This is a genomic window from Pusillimonas sp. (assembly GCF_035515275.1).
In the GTDB taxonomy this organism is placed as follows: domain Bacteria; phylum Pseudomonadota; class Gammaproteobacteria; order Burkholderiales; family Burkholderiaceae_B; genus Pusillimonas.
Genome location: NZ_DATJBQ010000038.1, coordinates 1 through 15920, shown reverse-complemented (window position 1 = coordinate 15920; position 15920 = coordinate 1). Strand labels below are relative to the sequence as shown.

Sequence of the window (15920 nt, the reverse complement as noted above, 5' to 3'; positions counted from 1 at the left end):
TGGACAGGCCTATCGCCTTTTCAGAGCTGCTGGAGTACCCGGAACAGCTCGATGTGTCAGGTTTGTATCCCAAGCCTGTTTTGGTGTCGATGAGCCTGCCGCCCGACCTCTTCGTGTGGCGCAACAGCGGTATTCCGACAGCAATACGTTATCGCTATTCCTCGCCTCGCAGCGCTGACGATTCGCGACTTAGCCTGAGCCTGAACGGACGTTTTGTCGGCAGCTATCTGCTGCGGCCCGAAGAGGGCTCGTCAGCGTTGAGTCGCATGCGTCTGGCTGTGCGAGGCAGCGAGAACATCAGTGATCGCGAACGAATGATCATGCCGGCCCTGAAGCTGGGCGGGCAAAATCAGCTTCGGTTTGATTTTTCGTTTGCCGGTGGCTCGGGTAACACACAGCGGGAGCCGTGTCAGCCGGCGGTGGCCACCGACGTGCGCGCCGCCATTGATGAGCAGTCGACCATCGATTTTTCGGGCTTTCATCATTATCTGGAAATGCCGAACCTGAGAAGCTTCGCCGGAAGCGGGTTTCCGTTCAGCAAAATGGCGGATCTATCTGAGACCATTGTGGTGGTGCCGCGCAATCCCAGTGTGGCGCAGACAACCGCCTTGTTCGAGACGCTGGCCGGTATCGGCTCCCAGGTCGGATACCCGGCCCTGGGGGTTCGTGTGGTTCATGACTGGAATGTGGCGCAGGCGGCTGATGCCGACGTGCTTCTGATCGGCCCGATGCCCGAGAACCTAAGAGCCCGGCCTGACGCCCGCTTATTGCTGCTGGATGCGCAAGCCACTTTGAACCAACCCCGAAAGCCACGATACGCGGGCGCGACAGCAGCAGCTGTTTTCAACACAACCGGGGTGCAGCCCGAGCACGAAGCCACCAGTCGTGTCATGGTTCAGTCATTGGCGCCGATGGCGGCGGTGGTGGGCATGCAGTCAGCCCATCACCCGCAGCGTAGTGTGGTGGCATTGCTGGGCACAACAGACGAAGACTTCGAGCTGTTGCGAGAGGGGCTGGCCGACTCGGGCAAGCGCGAGGCCATGCGAGGATCGGTGGTGCTGATCCGCGAGTCGGGCGTGGCCTCGGAGATGGTGGGTCCACACTATTACGTCGGCTACCTGCCTTGGTGGCAAAAACTATGGTTTGCCCTGTCGGAGCAGCCGGTGCTCCTTGTGCTGGGCTCATTGCTGGTCGTGGTCATACTGTCGACCCTGCTCTGGATGGGCCTGTATCGGGTGGCGCGTCGGCGCCTGCGTCATGTGGATTAGGCGAAGCCTCGCATTGGCGGGTCTGGCTATGGCGCTGCTGCAGGGCAGCGCGGCCTGCGCGCGGTGTGAATTGCGCACTTGGGAGGACTGGAACACTTTCCAGCGTGAGTTCATCCGCCCCGAGGGCCGGGTGGTGGACCCCTCGGATGACCGGGAAATTACAACGTCGGAGGGGCAGAGCTATGCACTGTTCTTTGCCCTGGTCGATAACGATCGTGTGCTGTTTCGAAGGCTGTTGCGCTGGACCGAGCGTCACCTTGCCCGTGGTGACCTGACGGCCTATCTGCCGGCCTGGTTGTGGGGGCGCGATGCCAACGGTGAATGGGGGGTGCTTGATAACAATACCGCTTCGGATTCCAACCTGTGGATCGCATACGCTCTGTTGGAGGCCGGCCGGTTATGGAAAGAGCATAGCTATACCGTTCTGGGCAACCTGATGTTGCAGCGTATCGCCAAAGAAGAGGTGAGGCTGACAGCGCCGTTCGGCCTGGCACTCATTCCGGGCAAGCGCGGCTTTCTTTCCGAAACCAGTTTGCGGCTTAACCCCAGCTATGTGCCGCCGCAGCTTTTGGCGCGCGCGCATATGGCGCAGCCTGACTCATTGTGGGCACAGTTGCTTGAAAGCTCGGTCAATTTTTTGATTGAAACGGCTCCATTGGGCCTGGCGCCGGATTGGGTCGATCTTCATTACGGAAAGATCGAGCCCTCCACCCACGGACGAATAGGCAGCTACAACGCCGTACGTGTGTATTTATGGACGGGAATGCTGCATGACGAGGCGGTTGGCGCCCGCCGCCTGAAAGCGCACTTTCGACGGGCCCCCCGATATCTCGATGTGGGGGGGGTACCCGCCGAGCGGGTCGATATTCTGGACGGAAGTGCGTCTGGCCGGGGCCCGGTCGGATTCTCGGCCGCATTGCTGCCGCTTTTCGGTGATACCGATTTCGGCGAGCAACAACGCTTGCGGATCGCCCGGGACACTACGGCGCAAACGGGCTATTACAGCGGTGTCCTGCGCCTGTTTGGTACAGCCTGGGATCAACGGCGTTACGCCTTTGACGCGAATGGGTACGTCATTCCTGCCTGGCGGAGGTGTCCATGAAGCCTTTCTTGTGTCGGTTAATCCTGTTGATCATGGCTGGAGTGAACAGCTTGGCGCCGGTTGTGTCGGCGCAGCCTGCTGTCGCCGCCGACCCTCCGGTAATGGAAACTGGCGAGGCCCTGTTGCTGCAACAGATTCGCTTGGGCGAAACACTGTATCGCGACGATGTCGTAACGGACGCGGCAAACAGGCTGGAGCGGATCCACGAGAACCACCCACAAGGCATACTGGCTCAGTTGCGTATAGCCACGCGGCTTGGCCGGGAGTCCGAGGCCCAGCGCTTGCTCGACAGGCTGGAGCGTGTGGCTCCTGAGTCAGTCGAGGCCCGCACAGGTGCCGTACTGGTCAAGCTGACCAAACCCGAGGCGGCTGCTGCTTTGACACAGGGCCGGCTTTATTCGGCGGTAGGGCGTGTTGATGAAGCGATTGAAACCTATGACGCTTTGCTTCAGGGGGTATATCCCACCGCTGACCTGGCTGTGGAGTACTGGCAGTTATACGCTAGGCAGCCGGGTCGCCGCGCGGCAGCCATACAGCAGTTGCAGTCGTTGGTAGAAGTCTATCCGCGTCATGGCCCCATGCTTACAGCCGTCGCCTCTCTGTTGTTTGCTGACTCAAGGCCCGACGAAGCGCGGTTGTATCTTCGCCGGCTTGCCCGGCTGGATGCCTTTCGCAATAGCGCAGCCAATCGAGAATACGACTACCTAATCACCTTGCCGATCAGTTCTGAAAATCGCGACCTGTGGGCTGATTTTGCTGAAACCTATGCCGACCTGGATGCCGGAGCACGGGGGCGGACCGAATTGGCACGGTACGAAGCCAAGTTGACCGACCCCGCTTGGCAGGCCGGCAGGCAGGGCGTTGAAATGATCGAGTCGGGCAAGGGGGCCGAAGCCTTGCATCGCCTGCAGCAGGCGGTGGCTGCTTACCCCGATGACGTCGACTACCTGGGTGCGCTGGGGGTGGCTTATCTGCGCGCCGGAAATCGCCGGCAGGCATTGCACTACTTTGAGCGGGCCAAAGCAAAAGAGCCCCGGGTCGACCACACTTACCGGTGGGTCAGTTTGATTCAATCTACCCAGTACTGGCTGCTGCTTGAACAGGCCTCGCAAGCCGAAGAGTCCAGGAACTGGGCGCGGGCACAAACCCTTTACCGACAGGCGCTGCCACTGCAGCCCGAAAGCCCTTTTGCCCCGGTTGGCCTGGCCGGCGTCCTGGCCGCGCTCGGCCAGGACGAGGCCGCCTGGCGCTACTATCGGCAAGCTTTGCGGCTGGATCCATCCGACGGTGTCGTACAACGTGGTATTGCACGATACCTTGAAAGCCAACCTCCTGAAAAAGCACTTTCCTTGCTGGAAGAGCTGCCTGTCAGCCGAAGCTCGGGCTTGGCGGGCATGCATGGGAAGCTGACGGTGCGCTTGCTGACACTGCGGGCCGAGCAGGCGACCCAAGAGCAGCGGTGGGCGGATGCCGAATCGGCTTTGCTGCAGGCCCAGCAACTGGACCCGGACGACCCCTGGTTGAGCTATGGCCTGGCGCGCGCATTGCGTGAGCAAGGTCGTGCCGACGAAGGCTTGCGTGCCTTTGATACGCACCTGAGCCGCAACCAGGGCGCGCCTGCCAGCCATTATGCGCACGGCTTGTTGCTTGCAGCAGTGGGGCAAGAGCAGGCGGTTTTGAGCACATTGGCAGCGGTGCCCCGAACCGCATGGGACGACCGCATGACGCAGTTGGAGGCGCGCGTGGTCGAGACACAACTGCTTGCCCGAGCGCAAGCGCATCGTGATGCAGGGCAAACCCCTGAAGCGATTGCGCTGCTGGAGCAGCGGCCCGACTCCATCGATGCCCGTTTGTACGCGGCGCGCTGGTCCTACGACGATGGCGATTACCCCAAAGCCCTGGCCAATTACAACGCCGTTCTGCGCATGGACGGTGCCCACTTTGATGCGCGTCTGGGGCAAATGGAGGTGTGGCTGGCTCAGGGTAAGTCGGCTTCGGTTCAAGCGGCTTTATCCCGATCAGACTTTGATTTTCAGAATGAGTCTACCCATGCCCATCGGCGCGTCGCCGACTTATGGGTTGCGTTGGGCCGTAGCGACCGGGCGCGCGATATTCTTCAGCAGCGTTCGGCCCAGACGACCGTGACGGCACGCGAGCCCTTGCTCCATCGGGATCTTGCGCGCCTTACGCAAAGTACAGATCCGCAGCAGGCGCTTGACCTGTATGCCCGGGCCATGCACGACGCTGATATGCTGCCGGCTCAGGCGCTGCAGTACCGGCGCGATGACGCGGCGTTTACCCGCGCCATGCGTAATCAAGATGACGACGGCTGGTTCGAACGCGGTGTGCGCCGTGAAGCGCAAGAGCTCTACGAGCGCCGGAATCCGACGCTGACCGTACATAATGATCGTTGGTGGCGGCGCGACGGCACGCCCGGCTTGTCGCGACTGCAGGCCGACACCACAATGATGCAGCTGGATTATCCCGTGCTGCAGGGCAAGGGCTTTTTTCGCGCAGACCATGTTCGCATGGACGCCGGCACATTAGAGGCGGATGCCGACGGTGTATATCGCGGCGAATTCGGTAGCTGTTCGTTTGCGGCTTCCACGACGCCAGCCGGCTGGCAGTCTGCGCCCGCCTGCTCAAATGGGCTCAGGCAGCGTGCCACAGGAACGAGTCTGGCTGTGGGCTGGAGTGACGACCGCTTATCGTTCGATGTGGGTACGACGCCCCTGGGTTTCGCGGTTACCAATTGGACAGGCGGAATCAGCTATGCGGGCAAGCTGGGAACAACCGGCTGGCGCCTGACGGCTTCGAGGCGGCCTCTGTCCAATTCCCTGCTGTCGTTTGCGGGCGCGCGCGACCCGTCCACCGGAGTCGAATGGGGTGGCGTCATGGCGACTGGCGGGGCGCTGAGCCTAAGCTGGGATCAAGGCCAGGAAAATGGGGTCTGGGCCGACATCAGCCATCATCGGCTGACGGGTAAAAATGTGGCCGACAACCATAGAACCCGTCTTATGGGCGGGTATTACCGGCGCCTTATTAACAAGAACAATGAAATGCTGTCGGTGGGGGTCAATCTGATGTATTGGCGCTATAACAAAGATCTGGGTGATTATTCGCTAGGGCAGGGCGGCTACTACAGCCCGCAACGCTATGCCTCGGTGTCGCTGCCCATCAGTTATGCGCGGCGTACCGCCGACTGGTCCTTCTTGCTCGAGGGCTCGGTGTCGCGGTCATTTGCGCGTAGTGTCAGCGAGTCGGACACCAGTCGCAGCAGCGGCACCGGTTATCGTATTGCAGGCTTTGTCGAACGCCGCTTGAGCGATCACTGGGTGCTGGGGGCGGGTATCGACTTTCGTCGAAGCAAAGACTATTCACCCAGCCGTTTCATGTTGTACCTGCGCTATGCCTTCAAGGCCTGGCAAGGCGATCTGCCGCTTGCGCCCAGTCCCATGATTCCTTATGCCGATTTCAAGTAAGCCTTTGGGCAGCTTTGGTTGGGGCGCTTTGTATGGGCGATAATACTGCCTGCGATGCGAGCCGACCCACCTTGTGGGTATTCGCGAAGATCATCAACAGGAGTCATTATGAAAGCGGTGGAAATTACGAAAGCGGGCGGTCCCGAGGTTTTGGTTCCGGTCGAGCGCCCAATGCCCGAGCCCGGGGCAGGCGAAGTCTTGATCAAGGTTTCCGCTGCCGGCGTCAATCGGCCCGATGTGTTGCAACGCCAGGGCGCCTACCCACCGCCTCCTGGTGCGTCCGACCTTCCTGGCCTGGAGGTGGCCGGCGAAATCGTGGCGGGCGACCCAGCTGCAGCAGGGTTTGTCATGGGCGACAAGGTGTGCGCCCTGGTTTCCGGGGGCGGATACGCCGAATATGTAGTCGCCCCGGCTGCGCAGTGCTTGCCCATACCCAAGGGCCTGACCGAAATCGAGGCGGCGGGGCTGCCTGAAACCTACTTCACGGTTTGGAGCAATGTGTTCGATCGCGGCCGTTTGGCTCAGGGCGAGTCGCTGCTGGTGCATGGCGGGGCCAGCGGTATCGGCACCACAGCCATTCAACTGGCTACCGCCATGGGCAATCAGGTGTACGCTACGGCGGGCAGCGACGAGCGCGCCCGCGCCGCGGAAAAACTGGGTGCGGTGCTGGGCATTAATTACCGCACACAAGATTTCGTGGAAGAAATACGGCGCGCCACCGATAAAAAGGGCGTGAACGTTATTTTGGACATGGTGGCGGGCGACTATATTGACCGCGATCTTAAATGCCTGGCCGACGAAGGGCGCATTGTAATCATTGCAGTGTTGGGTGGCACCAAGGCCACCATAGATTGTGGCCAGGTTTTGCGCCGTCGCCTGACCATTACCGGATCCACCTTGCGCCCGCGCCCGGTCGAGTTCAAGGCCGATATTGCGCAATCGCTGCAGCGTCACGTCTGGCCCTTGCTCGAGTCCGGACGCATCAAGCCCATAGTTCATCAGACCTTCCCGCTGGATCGGGCCTGCGATGCCCACGCCATGATGGAAGCGGGCGAACAGATCGGCAAGCTCGTTCTTACAGTGTAATACGGGGGCAACGGCCACCGTAGCCGTTCATCCACCTGGGTCGGCGGCTTTTCGCCGACCCATCATACCGTCGACATTGGAAGTTACCGCCGTAACACGATACAATGCCCGGTTAACTCGATTTTTGTCTATTGCCTGCCTCAGGGGTGTTTGCGCGGGCAAATACGGCATTTGGAACCAATGAATACAGCTTCTTTTCGCAAGCGTTTGGTCATGGGTAACTGGAAGATGCATGGCGGGCTCGAGGCCAACGCCCAGTTGCTGACCGACCTGCGCGCCGGCGCCGGCATTTTGGCCGACTATTGCACGCTTGCCGTGTGCGTTCCCTTTCCTTATCTGGAGCAGGCCCGTTTGCTGCTTAAAGAAAGCTCCATCTCGTGGGGGGCGCAAGACATCAGCGCCCACGAGCGCGGTGCCTACACGGGCGAAGTCTCGGCCGGCATGCTTCGTGAGTTTGCGTGTACCTGGGTGTTGGTCGGCCACTCCGAGCGTCGCGCCATGCATGGTGAAACCGACGCGCTTGTTGCAGCCAAGGCCAAAGCGGCCCTGGCTGCCGGGCTAACTCCTGTGGTTTGTGTGGGTGAAACGCTTGAACAGCAAGAAGCCGGGCAAACGCTCGAGGTCATTGGCCGCCAGCTCGAGCCGGTGCTGGCCTTGGGTGAGCAGTCGGTATCTAAATTGGTGGTGGCCTACGAGCCGGTCTGGGCAATTGGCACCGGCCGTACGGCAACCCCCGGCCAGGCGCAAGAAGTGCACGCCGCCATACGCGCCATGCTGAACACAGTGGGTGCGTCGGCGGTGCGCGTGCTGTACGGCGGAAGCGTCAAGGCCGACAATGCCGCCAGCCTGTTTGCAATGCCCGACATTGACGGTGCGCTGGTGGGCGGTGCTTCGCTCGTGGCAGATGAATTTTTACGTATTGCGGCCGCATAGGCTTCGGAGTCTTTTTAAATGAATTGGTTGTCACCTTTACTTTTGGCGATTCAGGTTATTGCATCGCTTAGCATCATCGTGCTTGTGCTGCTGCAGCAGGGCAAGGGGTCTGAAATGGGTTCGGCCTTTGGCAGCGGCTCGGCGGGCAGTTTGTTTGGTGCTTCGGGCGCAGCGAACTTCCTGTCGCGAATGACCAAATGGGCCGCAATTATCTTTTTTCTGTCGACCATCGGCCTGGCGTACACGGCGCACCGCACCGGCGATTCCATTCTGGACGGCGGCCTGATGCAAGATTACCAGGCGCCGCCCCCGGCTTCCGGTAGCGCCGTTCCCGGTGTTCCCGGTAGCGCTGTTCCAGGCGCCGCGGGTAGTGCGGTTCCTGGTGTTTCGGGCAGTGCTGCGCCAGCAGTTTCTGAAGGCAATGCGGCAGCCCCGGCGGGCAATGCTTCTGTGCCCTCGGTGCCTGCCGCACCGGCCGAGCCGGCAGCGGCCAACTAGCGCCCGGACATTGGCCCGGCAGGCGGGCCTGCCACTAAATTGCAGCGCCCTTTGTGTTTGACGCGAAAAAACGTGCTAAACTAGCGCTCTTTGCAGTTGCCGACGTGGTGGAATTGGTAGACACGCTATCTTGAGGGGGTAGTGGCGAGAGCTGTGCGAGTTCGAGTCTCGCCGTCGGCACCAAGGTTTAAAAGTTGAAAATACCTGGTTAGGGATTTAAACCCGATTAAACCCGATTAAACCGGTATAAGTCTGAAACCCGCTTTATGCGGGTTTTTTGCATTCAGGGGCAAAGCGGCCTACGCCAACCGTTACAGGGGCGTTGTTGCGGCGTAGCAGCCACAGGGCTTCCAGACCCATGCGTTGCGCCAGTGCCAGGCCTTCGCCCGGGCCTGCTACCAGCAGTGCAGTGGCCCAGGCATCGGCCTGCATCCCTGTATCTGCCAACACTGTGACGGATGTGACATCGTTGCGCACAGGGCCCATGCGAGCGCCGGGACGCACATCCATAGTGTGTGCAACACGTGCATCGCCAATGTCCCAGTAGCGCCTGTAGTTACCAGAGGTGGCCACCGCCAGATCCTGCAGCTCGATCACGCTATGCACCGCGCGTCGACCGGTTTCGGGGCTCTCTATGGCGATAGCCCACGGGGCGCCGTCCCGTTGACTACCCAAAGCCCGCAGCTCACCATCAAGCGCCGCCAGCGCATGTTTAATGCCGTGTGTTTGCAAGGCGGCGATCATGCGGTCGACGGCATAGCCTTTGGCGATGCCGCACAGATCCAACCGTATCGAAGCGTGCTTGCGGACGCGGTCTGCGGCCAAATCAAGCTCTATCGACTGGTGCGTGGACGGGTGCGCTGCCGTGGCGGCTGCTCGAATTGAATCAGCGTCGGGTGCTGTGCGGGCCGCCCCGAAGCCCCAGGCGTCCACCAGCGCGCCAACGGCGGGGTCGAAAGCACCTCGGCTAAGACGTGCACATTCCAACGCACAAGCCAGCACTTCAATGATCTCAGGAGGCAGTTCAAGCCATGCGCCAAGGGGGGCTTGATTGAGACGGTTGAGGTCGCTGCAGGGCAGCCAGGGTGACATCTGACTATCCACCCGCAGCACCGACGCGGCCAGGGCCTGATGCAGGGATTGGGCGTCCATGCCGGATTCCGCGTCACAGGTCACCGACCAGCGCGTACCCATTGTGGGGCCGTGCAATGTCAGGCGGCGAAATTCAGAACAGGTCTTCGGCATACCTTTCGCGCTGCTTGAGTTTGGCCACGCTAAGCCCCATGTCGCCCAGAATGTCGTCAAGCACCTGAACTACGCTGTGCGCCATGGGGCGGCTGCCGCAGACACGCACCAACGCGCCCTTGGCGAGCAGCTCTCGCACGCGTCCAGCGTCGCGCCGCAGCGCATCCTGCACGTAGCCGCCGCCCTCGGGTACACGTGAAAATGTGGTTTGCACGCTGGTCACACGACCTTCATCGCGCCAACGTTCGATTTCGGAGCCGAAGTAATAGTCGCAAGCTGGGTCGCGCGTGCCGAACCACAAGTGCATTTGCACATGCCGGTCATTTCGCCGAATGAAGCCCGCCAGTGGGGCCACACCGGTACCAGCGCCGATCAGCAACACCGGCCGACGGCTACGTGGCAAGGCAAAGCTTGGGTTCGTGCGAATGAAGGCGGGAATTTCACCGCCCAACTGCATGTCGAGCAGGTAATTCGAGCACAGGCCTTCGGGCACGCGGCGCACGCAAATTTCGACAAAGCCGTCTTTGCTTCCCGAGGCCAGAGAGTAATAGCGCGGCACGGCGGAGCCCGGCGGTACGATGCCGATCAAATCGCCGGCGGTGAATTGACCGAGGCCACGGCCCAGTATGCGCTGCCAGCCACTTTGCGCGGGCCATTCGAAATGCAGAATGGCCGCCTGTTGACCGTCGCGACCCTGGTATTCTCGGCGGGCGACCAGTCGCAGCGCCGTGGTGCGTGGCACACGTGGTCGGTAGTCGATCGTCAGCGGCTCGTCCAATGCCGTGGAGAGCGCCTCGATCCAGAGCGCGAACTGCTGTGCGGATTGCTGGTGGATTCGTTCAAGGGGAAGCAATTCAGGCCAGCCTTGCCGGCGCAGAAGCCGGTCGATATCTTCGGCGAAGGCGCAGAACGCGGGAAACTGCCTGTCGCCAAAACCAAGCACAGTAACCGGAATATCTTGAGCCTGTTGCTGCGCAATGCGCGACAAGGCATTGCCGGCGTGTGCAGGTGCCTGGCCGTCGCCGTAGGTAGCCGCCAGCACGAACACCCGGCGGGTTGCCGGCCCGATCTGGAATTGCTCCAAAGGCGCACTGTGTACCCGATGACCCCCAGCCACCAATGCGCGGTGAAGGGCTTCGGCAAACGCCCAGGTGCTGCCGCTTTCACTGGCCACGAAGATCAGTGTCTGGGCCTCGCCAAGTGGACTGTTGGCCGCAATGCGGGGCCGATTTTGGTGTGCTTGCCGCCAAATAACAATGCCCGAAAGCCAGAACAGCAGGATGGCGGCGCCGGTAAGGCCAAGCACCAACGCCCACGGCCAAGCGCCTTCGCCGGTATGCAGCAACAAAGCCCAGTCATAGATGCGCTGCGCCCGCCCAATGTCGCGCCAGAGCAGCATTTCACCCGAATAGCGGTCAATCCAGCCTTCGCCCCCTGCGGTGGCGATCTCCCAGACGGATTCGGGATCTTGAGGATCGGGGAAACTGAGTTTGCTCAAGTCAGGCAACGCCTGGTTCTGAAGCGCCGGCAATTGCGCTGCCGGCAATTCGGCCCCGCCGGTCACGGTCGAAATGACGTTGGGGTCCGGCCGGCTGTCGAGTTCGATCAGGCCGAGGGTGGTGGCGCTCATGTAGAGCGAGGTGACCGACGTGACCAGTAGCACTGCCAGCAACACACGACCAGTCAACACGTGGATTCTTTGTGCCAACGTACCGCGCACACGCCCGCCTATTCGGCGCCATCCGCCCATGCGTCTGAGCAGTAGGATCAGACCGGAAATACTGATGAACAGCATCGCCAGCCCGATGGTTGCTGCGCCCCAGCGACCGGCGTCTCCCAGCAGCAGGGTGCGATGCAGGTTCTTGACCCAGCGTGGCAGCGCGGAGGGCTGATAAGAGCCCAGCACACTGCCGTCGCTCGGGTCGATGCGGTCGGCGCGTGCCTGGTCGCCGTCAAAGGAATACACAACGATTGTGCCCGAAGGCAGACGCCGGATTTGTTCGACACCTGATAGGTGGTCCGAGACGCGTTGCACGAGTTCCGCTACCGAGATCTCATTTTTGGCGGGAGCCTGCAATGCGTGCGACACTGGGTCGATGGCCAGCAAGCTTCCGGTTAGTCCGAGCACAAGGGCTAACGTGCCCGCGAACAGCCCCAGCCAGAGATGGATCGGTTTCCAGCCCATGATGTGTGTTTTTTTATTTCAACTGGTAGGTCAGTGATTCGATGTATTGCTTGCCGGCCTGCGATTGACCCGCACCGGCAGTGGTCAAAGGCACGCGAAGTTCTGATGGGCTCTCTCGCATGTCCTCTGCCGCGGCATCGATGCGAATTTCGTAGCCGGCGTCAATCAATGCGTCGGCCAGATCAGCCGTTACGGTAAGCGAGCGGCCTGCACCGACGCTTGCGCCCGTTACGCCAGTCAGTCTTTTTTTGTCAGCCGCCGAAAGCCGGTTCCAGTCACGCAGGTGTTTGTAGTACTTGGCCTTTCCGCCGGCCACCCACAGCGTTTTCGCGTAAGCGCCCTGCGCATCGGTTAGGTACAGTGCCAGGTAGGCGCCGTCGCCGCCGTAATTTTTGAGCTGTGCATTCAGTGTGACCTCACGACTTTGCCCCAATGCAGGGTAAGCAAGTGCGCCGACAGCCACCAGGGCGGTTAGGGTTAGGGGTTTGTTCATCACGTTGTCTCCCATTCAGGGTACTTAAGGTGTCGGGTCGAGAAACGCACTGTTCCCGGCAAGCGGAAGGAAAATTGACACTGGTATCGGTGCGGCTCGTAAATGCAGGATACTGTCTGGGTTAGTCGTCTCGTTTTCGGTCGGGTTTGCGTCGTTTGTACTCGACCGTCTGCAGCGTTTGCGGGTCAAGCTTGGCTTTGAATGAAAATCCCTCGGCATCGGTGCCTCGAATTTCGTAGCAGCCATCGTCTATTTTTAGCCGTTCAACGTGCCAGCCGCGCTGAGCCGCAGCCTGTAGCACCGCCTCACGCGGCTGCCATCGTTCGATCGGGACCTGGCAGTCGTCTTTGGCCAGTGCCGGTGGGCCGCCCAATGCCATGGCAAGGGTCAGGAACATCAATCTGAACAGGTATCGATGATTCATTGCCTTTACCTAGCAAACTAGAACCAATGAGCAAGTTATAGATCAAAAAACTTGCACGGGAAATGCGTTAGATCAAAAAAACTTATTCTAAGCACATTCATGCTCGTTCCGCTCCGGAAGGTCGGGCGAAGTGGACAGGGAGCAACCAGTATGGCAGAGCATGCGTTGAGATTCGACGACAACCCGCGTGTCGCCTATTTTTCTATGGAAATGGCCCTGGAATCCGGGATGTCCACCTACGCGGGCGGGCTGGGAGTGTTGGCAGGCGACGTGGTGCGCTCAGCAGCCGATCTCGAGCTACCAGTGATAGGTGTCACGCTTGTCAGCCATGCGGGCTATTTCAAGCAGGTGATACAGGGCTCTGGTCAGCAGCTTGAGTTGCCTGATGCGTGGCAAGTCAGCGCGTATGCGCAACGCCTTGGAACCAAAGTGCTCATCAATCTTGAAAACAGGCCGGTCTGGATAGGCGGGTGGCTGTACCAAGTGGCCGGCCATCAGGAAAGCTCCGTCCCGGTAATACTGCTTGATACGGACATGCTCGAAAACCGCCTCGAAGATCGCATTCTCACGAGCTACCTCTACGGCGGGGATCAAATGTACCGGCTTAAGCAAGAGGCAGTTCTTGGCATTGGCGGCGTACGAATGTTGCGCGCGCTGTCGATCCGGGTGCGTTGCTACCACATGAATGAAGGGCACTCGGCCTTTCTTGGGCTCGAATCACAACGTTGCGGCGAGTCGGCCCGGCGAGTCTTCACCACCCACACGCCGGTCGACGCCGGCCACGACCGGTTTCCGTATTCACTGGTACGGCAGGTGCTGACCGATTACTGCCCAAAAAAACGCCTTCAAAACCTCGCGGGCACAGAAAGCCTGAACATGACCCGCCTGGCGCTTTCCATGGCCGATTACGTCAACGGCGTCGCACTTCGGCACGCCGATGTGTCGCAGCGTTTGTACCCCGAATATAAGGTCCAGGCGGTGACCAACGGCGTACATCCACTGACCTGGACCAGTGAGCCCATGCGCAGGCTCTATGACCGACATTGTTCTGGCTGGCATCATCGTCCCGACTTATTGATGCATGCCGAGATCATCCCTGCCCAAGAGCTGTGGGATGCTCATGTGTCGGCAAAGAGGGCCTTGATCGGTCTTGTGCAGGACAGGGGAGGCCCCCCTCTGGATGAAGACGTGCCTATTGTCGGTTTTGCCCGCCGCATGACCGCCTATAAACGCGCTACGCTTCTTTTCACGGACCTGGAGCGTCTGAGGCGCATTGCCAGAATCCATCCATTCCAAATTGTCATTGCCGGAAAGGCGCACCCCAATGATCAGGAAGGCAAGCGCATCATTGAGCAATTGCACCAGCATGCGGTAGTGCTTGCAGACACCATAAAGGTTGCATTCATTCAGAACTACGATATGAACATTGCGCTGGCGATGGTCTCGGGTTCGGACGTATGGCTCAACACCCCGATGCCGCCGCAAGAAGCGTCGGGCACAAGCGGCATGAAGGCCGCATTCAATGGCGTGCCCAACCTCAGCGTCCTGGACGGCTGGTGGCTTGAGGGCTGCATTGAAGGGGTCACCGGCTGGGCCATTGGCACCGACAGCCAGGCCGGCGACGACACCCATGCAGCCAGCCTGTATCAGAAACTGGAAGGCCTCGTGTTGCCGCTGTGGCACGACAACCGGGAAGGCTGGGTGCAATTAATGAAAGGTGCAATCGGACGCAATGCGAACTTCTTCAACAGTCATCGAATGATGCGCCACTACGCCGCGGAAGCTTATCTGCTGAACTGACGGGTTTTCGGGCGACTGGGGCTCATCAGGTACTTATACCCCTCCAGGATCAAAAGCAGCCCGACTCCCAGGCCCAGAGCCAGGAGCATGTCGTTCCAGGTAATCAAGCCGAACATAAGAAGCTCCTGGGCCCGCGGCAGTAACAGAACCAGCCCTGTCACGGTAGTCACCGCCGCCACGACATACGCCAGGGCTGAGTTCTTACGCAGAAAGGCATCGCGTAGCGATGGGCCGAACGAGCGATTCACGAGAATCAGCGCCGCAATCTGGGCTACGAGACCGAAGAAAATCAGCGCCCGAACTTCGACTTCGGGTACGCCCGCCCAGGTTTTTGCAAGAAAAACGGCCGCCAGCATTGCGAAGGCAATGCCGCCTTGCATAATGCTCCAGGCCAGCAGAGGGGGCGAGAACATGCGTTCAGCCGGGTCGCGTGGGGGCCGCTCCATGACATCGTCCTCGGAACGCTCGGCTTCGAACACAAGCGCGCAAACCGGGTCGATGACCATTTCAAGCAAGGCGATATGAATGGGCCCCAGCAAGACGGGTAGGCCCAAGAACAGCGGCAGAAGAGCCAGCCCCGCAATGGGCACATGCACGGCGAAAATAAACGCCATGGCCTTGCGGATATTGTCGTAGATTCGTCGCCCCAGCCGCGCAGACTGCACGACTGCGGCAAAATCGTCGTTAAGCAGCACCAGGGCAGAAGCCTCACGCGCGACATCCGTCCCCCGGCCTCCCATGGCAATGCCGATATGCGCAGCCTTGAGTGACGGCGCGTCGTTGACGCCATCGCCGGTCATCGCAACGATTTCTCCGCCTGCCTTGAATGCCTGAACGATTCGCAATTTCTGTTGAGGCATGATTCGCGCAAATACCGTCACCCTCTTCAGGCGTTCTGCGACCTGCTCGTCATCGAGCGCTTCCAGATCGCTTCCGGTCAGTACCTCGCCTTCCTTGATGCCGGCTTGCGATGCGATGGATCGGGCTGTGGCGGCATAGTCGCCAGTAACCATCACGACACGAATCCCGGCCCGGTGGCATTCGGCGATGGCGCCGGGCACACTGGCACGTATCGGGTCGGCCAGGCCGACCAGGCCGGTCAATATATAGTGGTAGCCGACTTGAGAATCCGCCCACTGGCGGTCGGGCGCAGTTGACCTCGCCACGGCGAGCACGCGTATCCCGCGCGCAGCCATCTCTTCGACAGCCTTCAGTACTTTCTGCCGGGCATCGTCCGGCAAGCGGCACAGGGCGACAATCGCTTCAGGCGCCCCCTTGGCGCAGATTGTCAGCATCGGGCCGTCCTCCCATATATTGGACATTGCCAACAGATCGGGCCGCAGCCCATAGCTGTGAAGGAGAGGAGTGCTGGGGGAGTCGGCGGGGGCGAATGTGTCGCGAGCA

General features: G+C 60.5%; 12 protein-coding genes and 1 tRNA gene. 8 read left to right on the top strand and 5 right to left on the bottom strand.

Going from position 1 to position 15920, the window contains the following annotated elements:
- The 7 genes from VL003_RS02440 to VL003_RS02410 form a co-directional block, all read left to right on the top strand.
- On the top strand, positions 1-1268 hold a 1268-nt coding region (locus VL003_RS02440; RefSeq protein ID WP_325439227.1), incomplete at its 5' end, for a cellulose biosynthesis cyclic di-GMP-binding regulatory protein BcsB.
- On the top strand, positions 1258-2370 hold the full coding sequence (gene bcsZ, locus VL003_RS02435) for a cellulose synthase complex periplasmic endoglucanase BcsZ (RefSeq protein ID WP_325439225.1): 1113 nt from the start codon (positions 1258-1260) through the stop codon (positions 2368-2370). The genes VL003_RS02440 and bcsZ, both read left to right, overlap by 11 nt.
- Before the next feature lie 32 nt (positions 2371-2402).
- The gene (gene bcsC / locus VL003_RS02430) at positions 2403-5852 is read left to right on the top strand and encodes a cellulose synthase complex outer membrane protein BcsC (protein WP_325439223.1); all 3450 of its coding nucleotides are present in this window, start codon (positions 2403-2405) and stop codon (positions 5850-5852) included.
- 108 nt (positions 5853-5960) lie between these two features.
- On the top strand, positions 5961-6938 hold the full coding sequence (locus VL003_RS02425; RefSeq protein ID WP_325439221.1) for an NAD(P)H-quinone oxidoreductase: 978 nt from the start codon (positions 5961-5963) through the stop codon (positions 6936-6938).
- A 180-nt stretch (positions 6939-7118) separates the two neighbouring features.
- Positions 7119-7871 (top strand): triose-phosphate isomerase, encoded by a 753-nt coding sequence (gene tpiA, locus VL003_RS02420; protein ID WP_325439219.1) that lies wholly within the window; start codon positions 7119-7121, stop codon positions 7869-7871.
- A gap of 18 nt (positions 7872-7889) precedes the next feature.
- Positions 7890-8369 carry a preprotein translocase subunit SecG gene (secG, locus tag VL003_RS02415; protein WP_325439217.1) on the top strand — a complete coding sequence of 160 codons (480 nt, stop codon included), beginning with the start codon at positions 7890-7892 and terminating at the stop codon, positions 8367-8369.
- A 98-nt stretch (positions 8370-8467) separates the two neighbouring features.
- Positions 8468-8552, top strand: a tRNA-Leu gene (locus VL003_RS02410).
- Positions 8553-8633: 81 nt separating this feature from the next.
- On the opposite strand, the gene VL003_RS02405 is transcribed toward VL003_RS02410, so the two are convergent.
- The 4 genes from VL003_RS02405 to VL003_RS02390 form a co-directional block, all read right to left on the bottom strand.
- On the bottom strand, positions 8634-9614 hold the full coding sequence (locus VL003_RS02405) for an FAD:protein FMN transferase (RefSeq protein ID WP_325439215.1): 981 nt from the start codon (positions 9612-9614) through the stop codon (positions 8634-8636).
- On the bottom strand, positions 9595-11799 hold the full coding sequence (locus VL003_RS02400) for a PepSY domain-containing protein (RefSeq protein WP_325439213.1): 2205 nt from the start codon (positions 11797-11799) through the stop codon (positions 9595-9597). The genes VL003_RS02405 and VL003_RS02400 overlap by 20 nt, the downstream gene beginning before the upstream one ends.
- 13 nt (positions 11800-11812) lie before the next feature.
- On the bottom strand, positions 11813-12292 hold the full coding sequence (locus tag VL003_RS02395) for a DUF2271 domain-containing protein (RefSeq protein WP_325439211.1): 480 nt from the start codon (positions 12290-12292) through the stop codon (positions 11813-11815).
- Positions 12293-12413: 121 nt separating this feature from the next.
- Positions 12414-12716: a PepSY domain-containing protein gene (locus VL003_RS02390; protein WP_325439209.1), complete on the bottom strand. Its 303-nt coding sequence runs from the start codon at positions 12714-12716 to the stop codon at positions 12414-12416.
- Positions 12717-12866: 150 nt separating this feature from the next.
- Between VL003_RS02390 and glgP the strand changes: the two genes are divergently transcribed.
- A complete protein-coding gene (glgP, locus tag VL003_RS02385) occupies positions 12867-14516 on the top strand; it encodes an alpha-glucan family phosphorylase (RefSeq protein WP_325439207.1) in 1650 nt (549 codons plus the stop codon).
- On the opposite strand, the gene VL003_RS02380 is transcribed toward glgP, so the two are convergent.
- On the bottom strand, positions 14501-15920 hold a 1420-nt coding region (locus VL003_RS02380), incomplete at its 5' end, for a cation-translocating P-type ATPase (RefSeq protein WP_325439205.1). The genes glgP and VL003_RS02380 overlap by 16 nt on opposite strands.

Bases quoted from the DNA above. Each gene is read 5' to 3' on its own strand.
- tpiA (WP_325439219.1), top strand. From the start codon at position 7,119: ATGAATACAGCTTCTTTTCGCAAGCGTTTGGTCATGGGTAACTGGAAG.
- VL003_RS02390 (WP_325439209.1), bottom strand. From the start codon at position 12,716: ATGAATCATCGATACCTGTTCAGATTGATGTTCCTGACCCTTGCCATG.
- secG (WP_325439217.1), top strand. From the start codon at position 7,890: ATGAATTGGTTGTCACCTTTACTTTTGGCGATTCAGGTTATTGCATCG.
- VL003_RS02425 (WP_325439221.1), top strand. From the start codon at position 5,961: ATGAAAGCGGTGGAAATTACGAAAGCGGGCGGTCCCGAGGTTTTGGTT.
- VL003_RS02395 (WP_325439211.1), bottom strand. From the start codon at position 12,292: ATGAACAAACCCCTAACCCTAACCGCCCTGGTGGCTGTCGGCGCACTT.
- VL003_RS02400 (WP_325439213.1), bottom strand. From the start codon at position 11,799: ATGGGCTGGAAACCGATCCATCTCTGGCTGGGGCTGTTCGCGGGCACG.
- glgP (WP_325439207.1), top strand. From the start codon at position 12,867: ATGGCAGAGCATGCGTTGAGATTCGACGACAACCCGCGTGTCGCCTAT.
- bcsZ (WP_325439225.1), top strand. From the start codon at position 1,258: ATGTGGATTAGGCGAAGCCTCGCATTGGCGGGTCTGGCTATGGCGCTG.
- VL003_RS02405 (WP_325439215.1), bottom strand. From the start codon at position 9,614: ATGCCGAAGACCTGTTCTGAATTTCGCCGCCTGACATTGCACGGCCCC.
- bcsC (WP_325439223.1), top strand. From the start codon at position 2,403: ATGGCTGGAGTGAACAGCTTGGCGCCGGTTGTGTCGGCGCAGCCTGCT.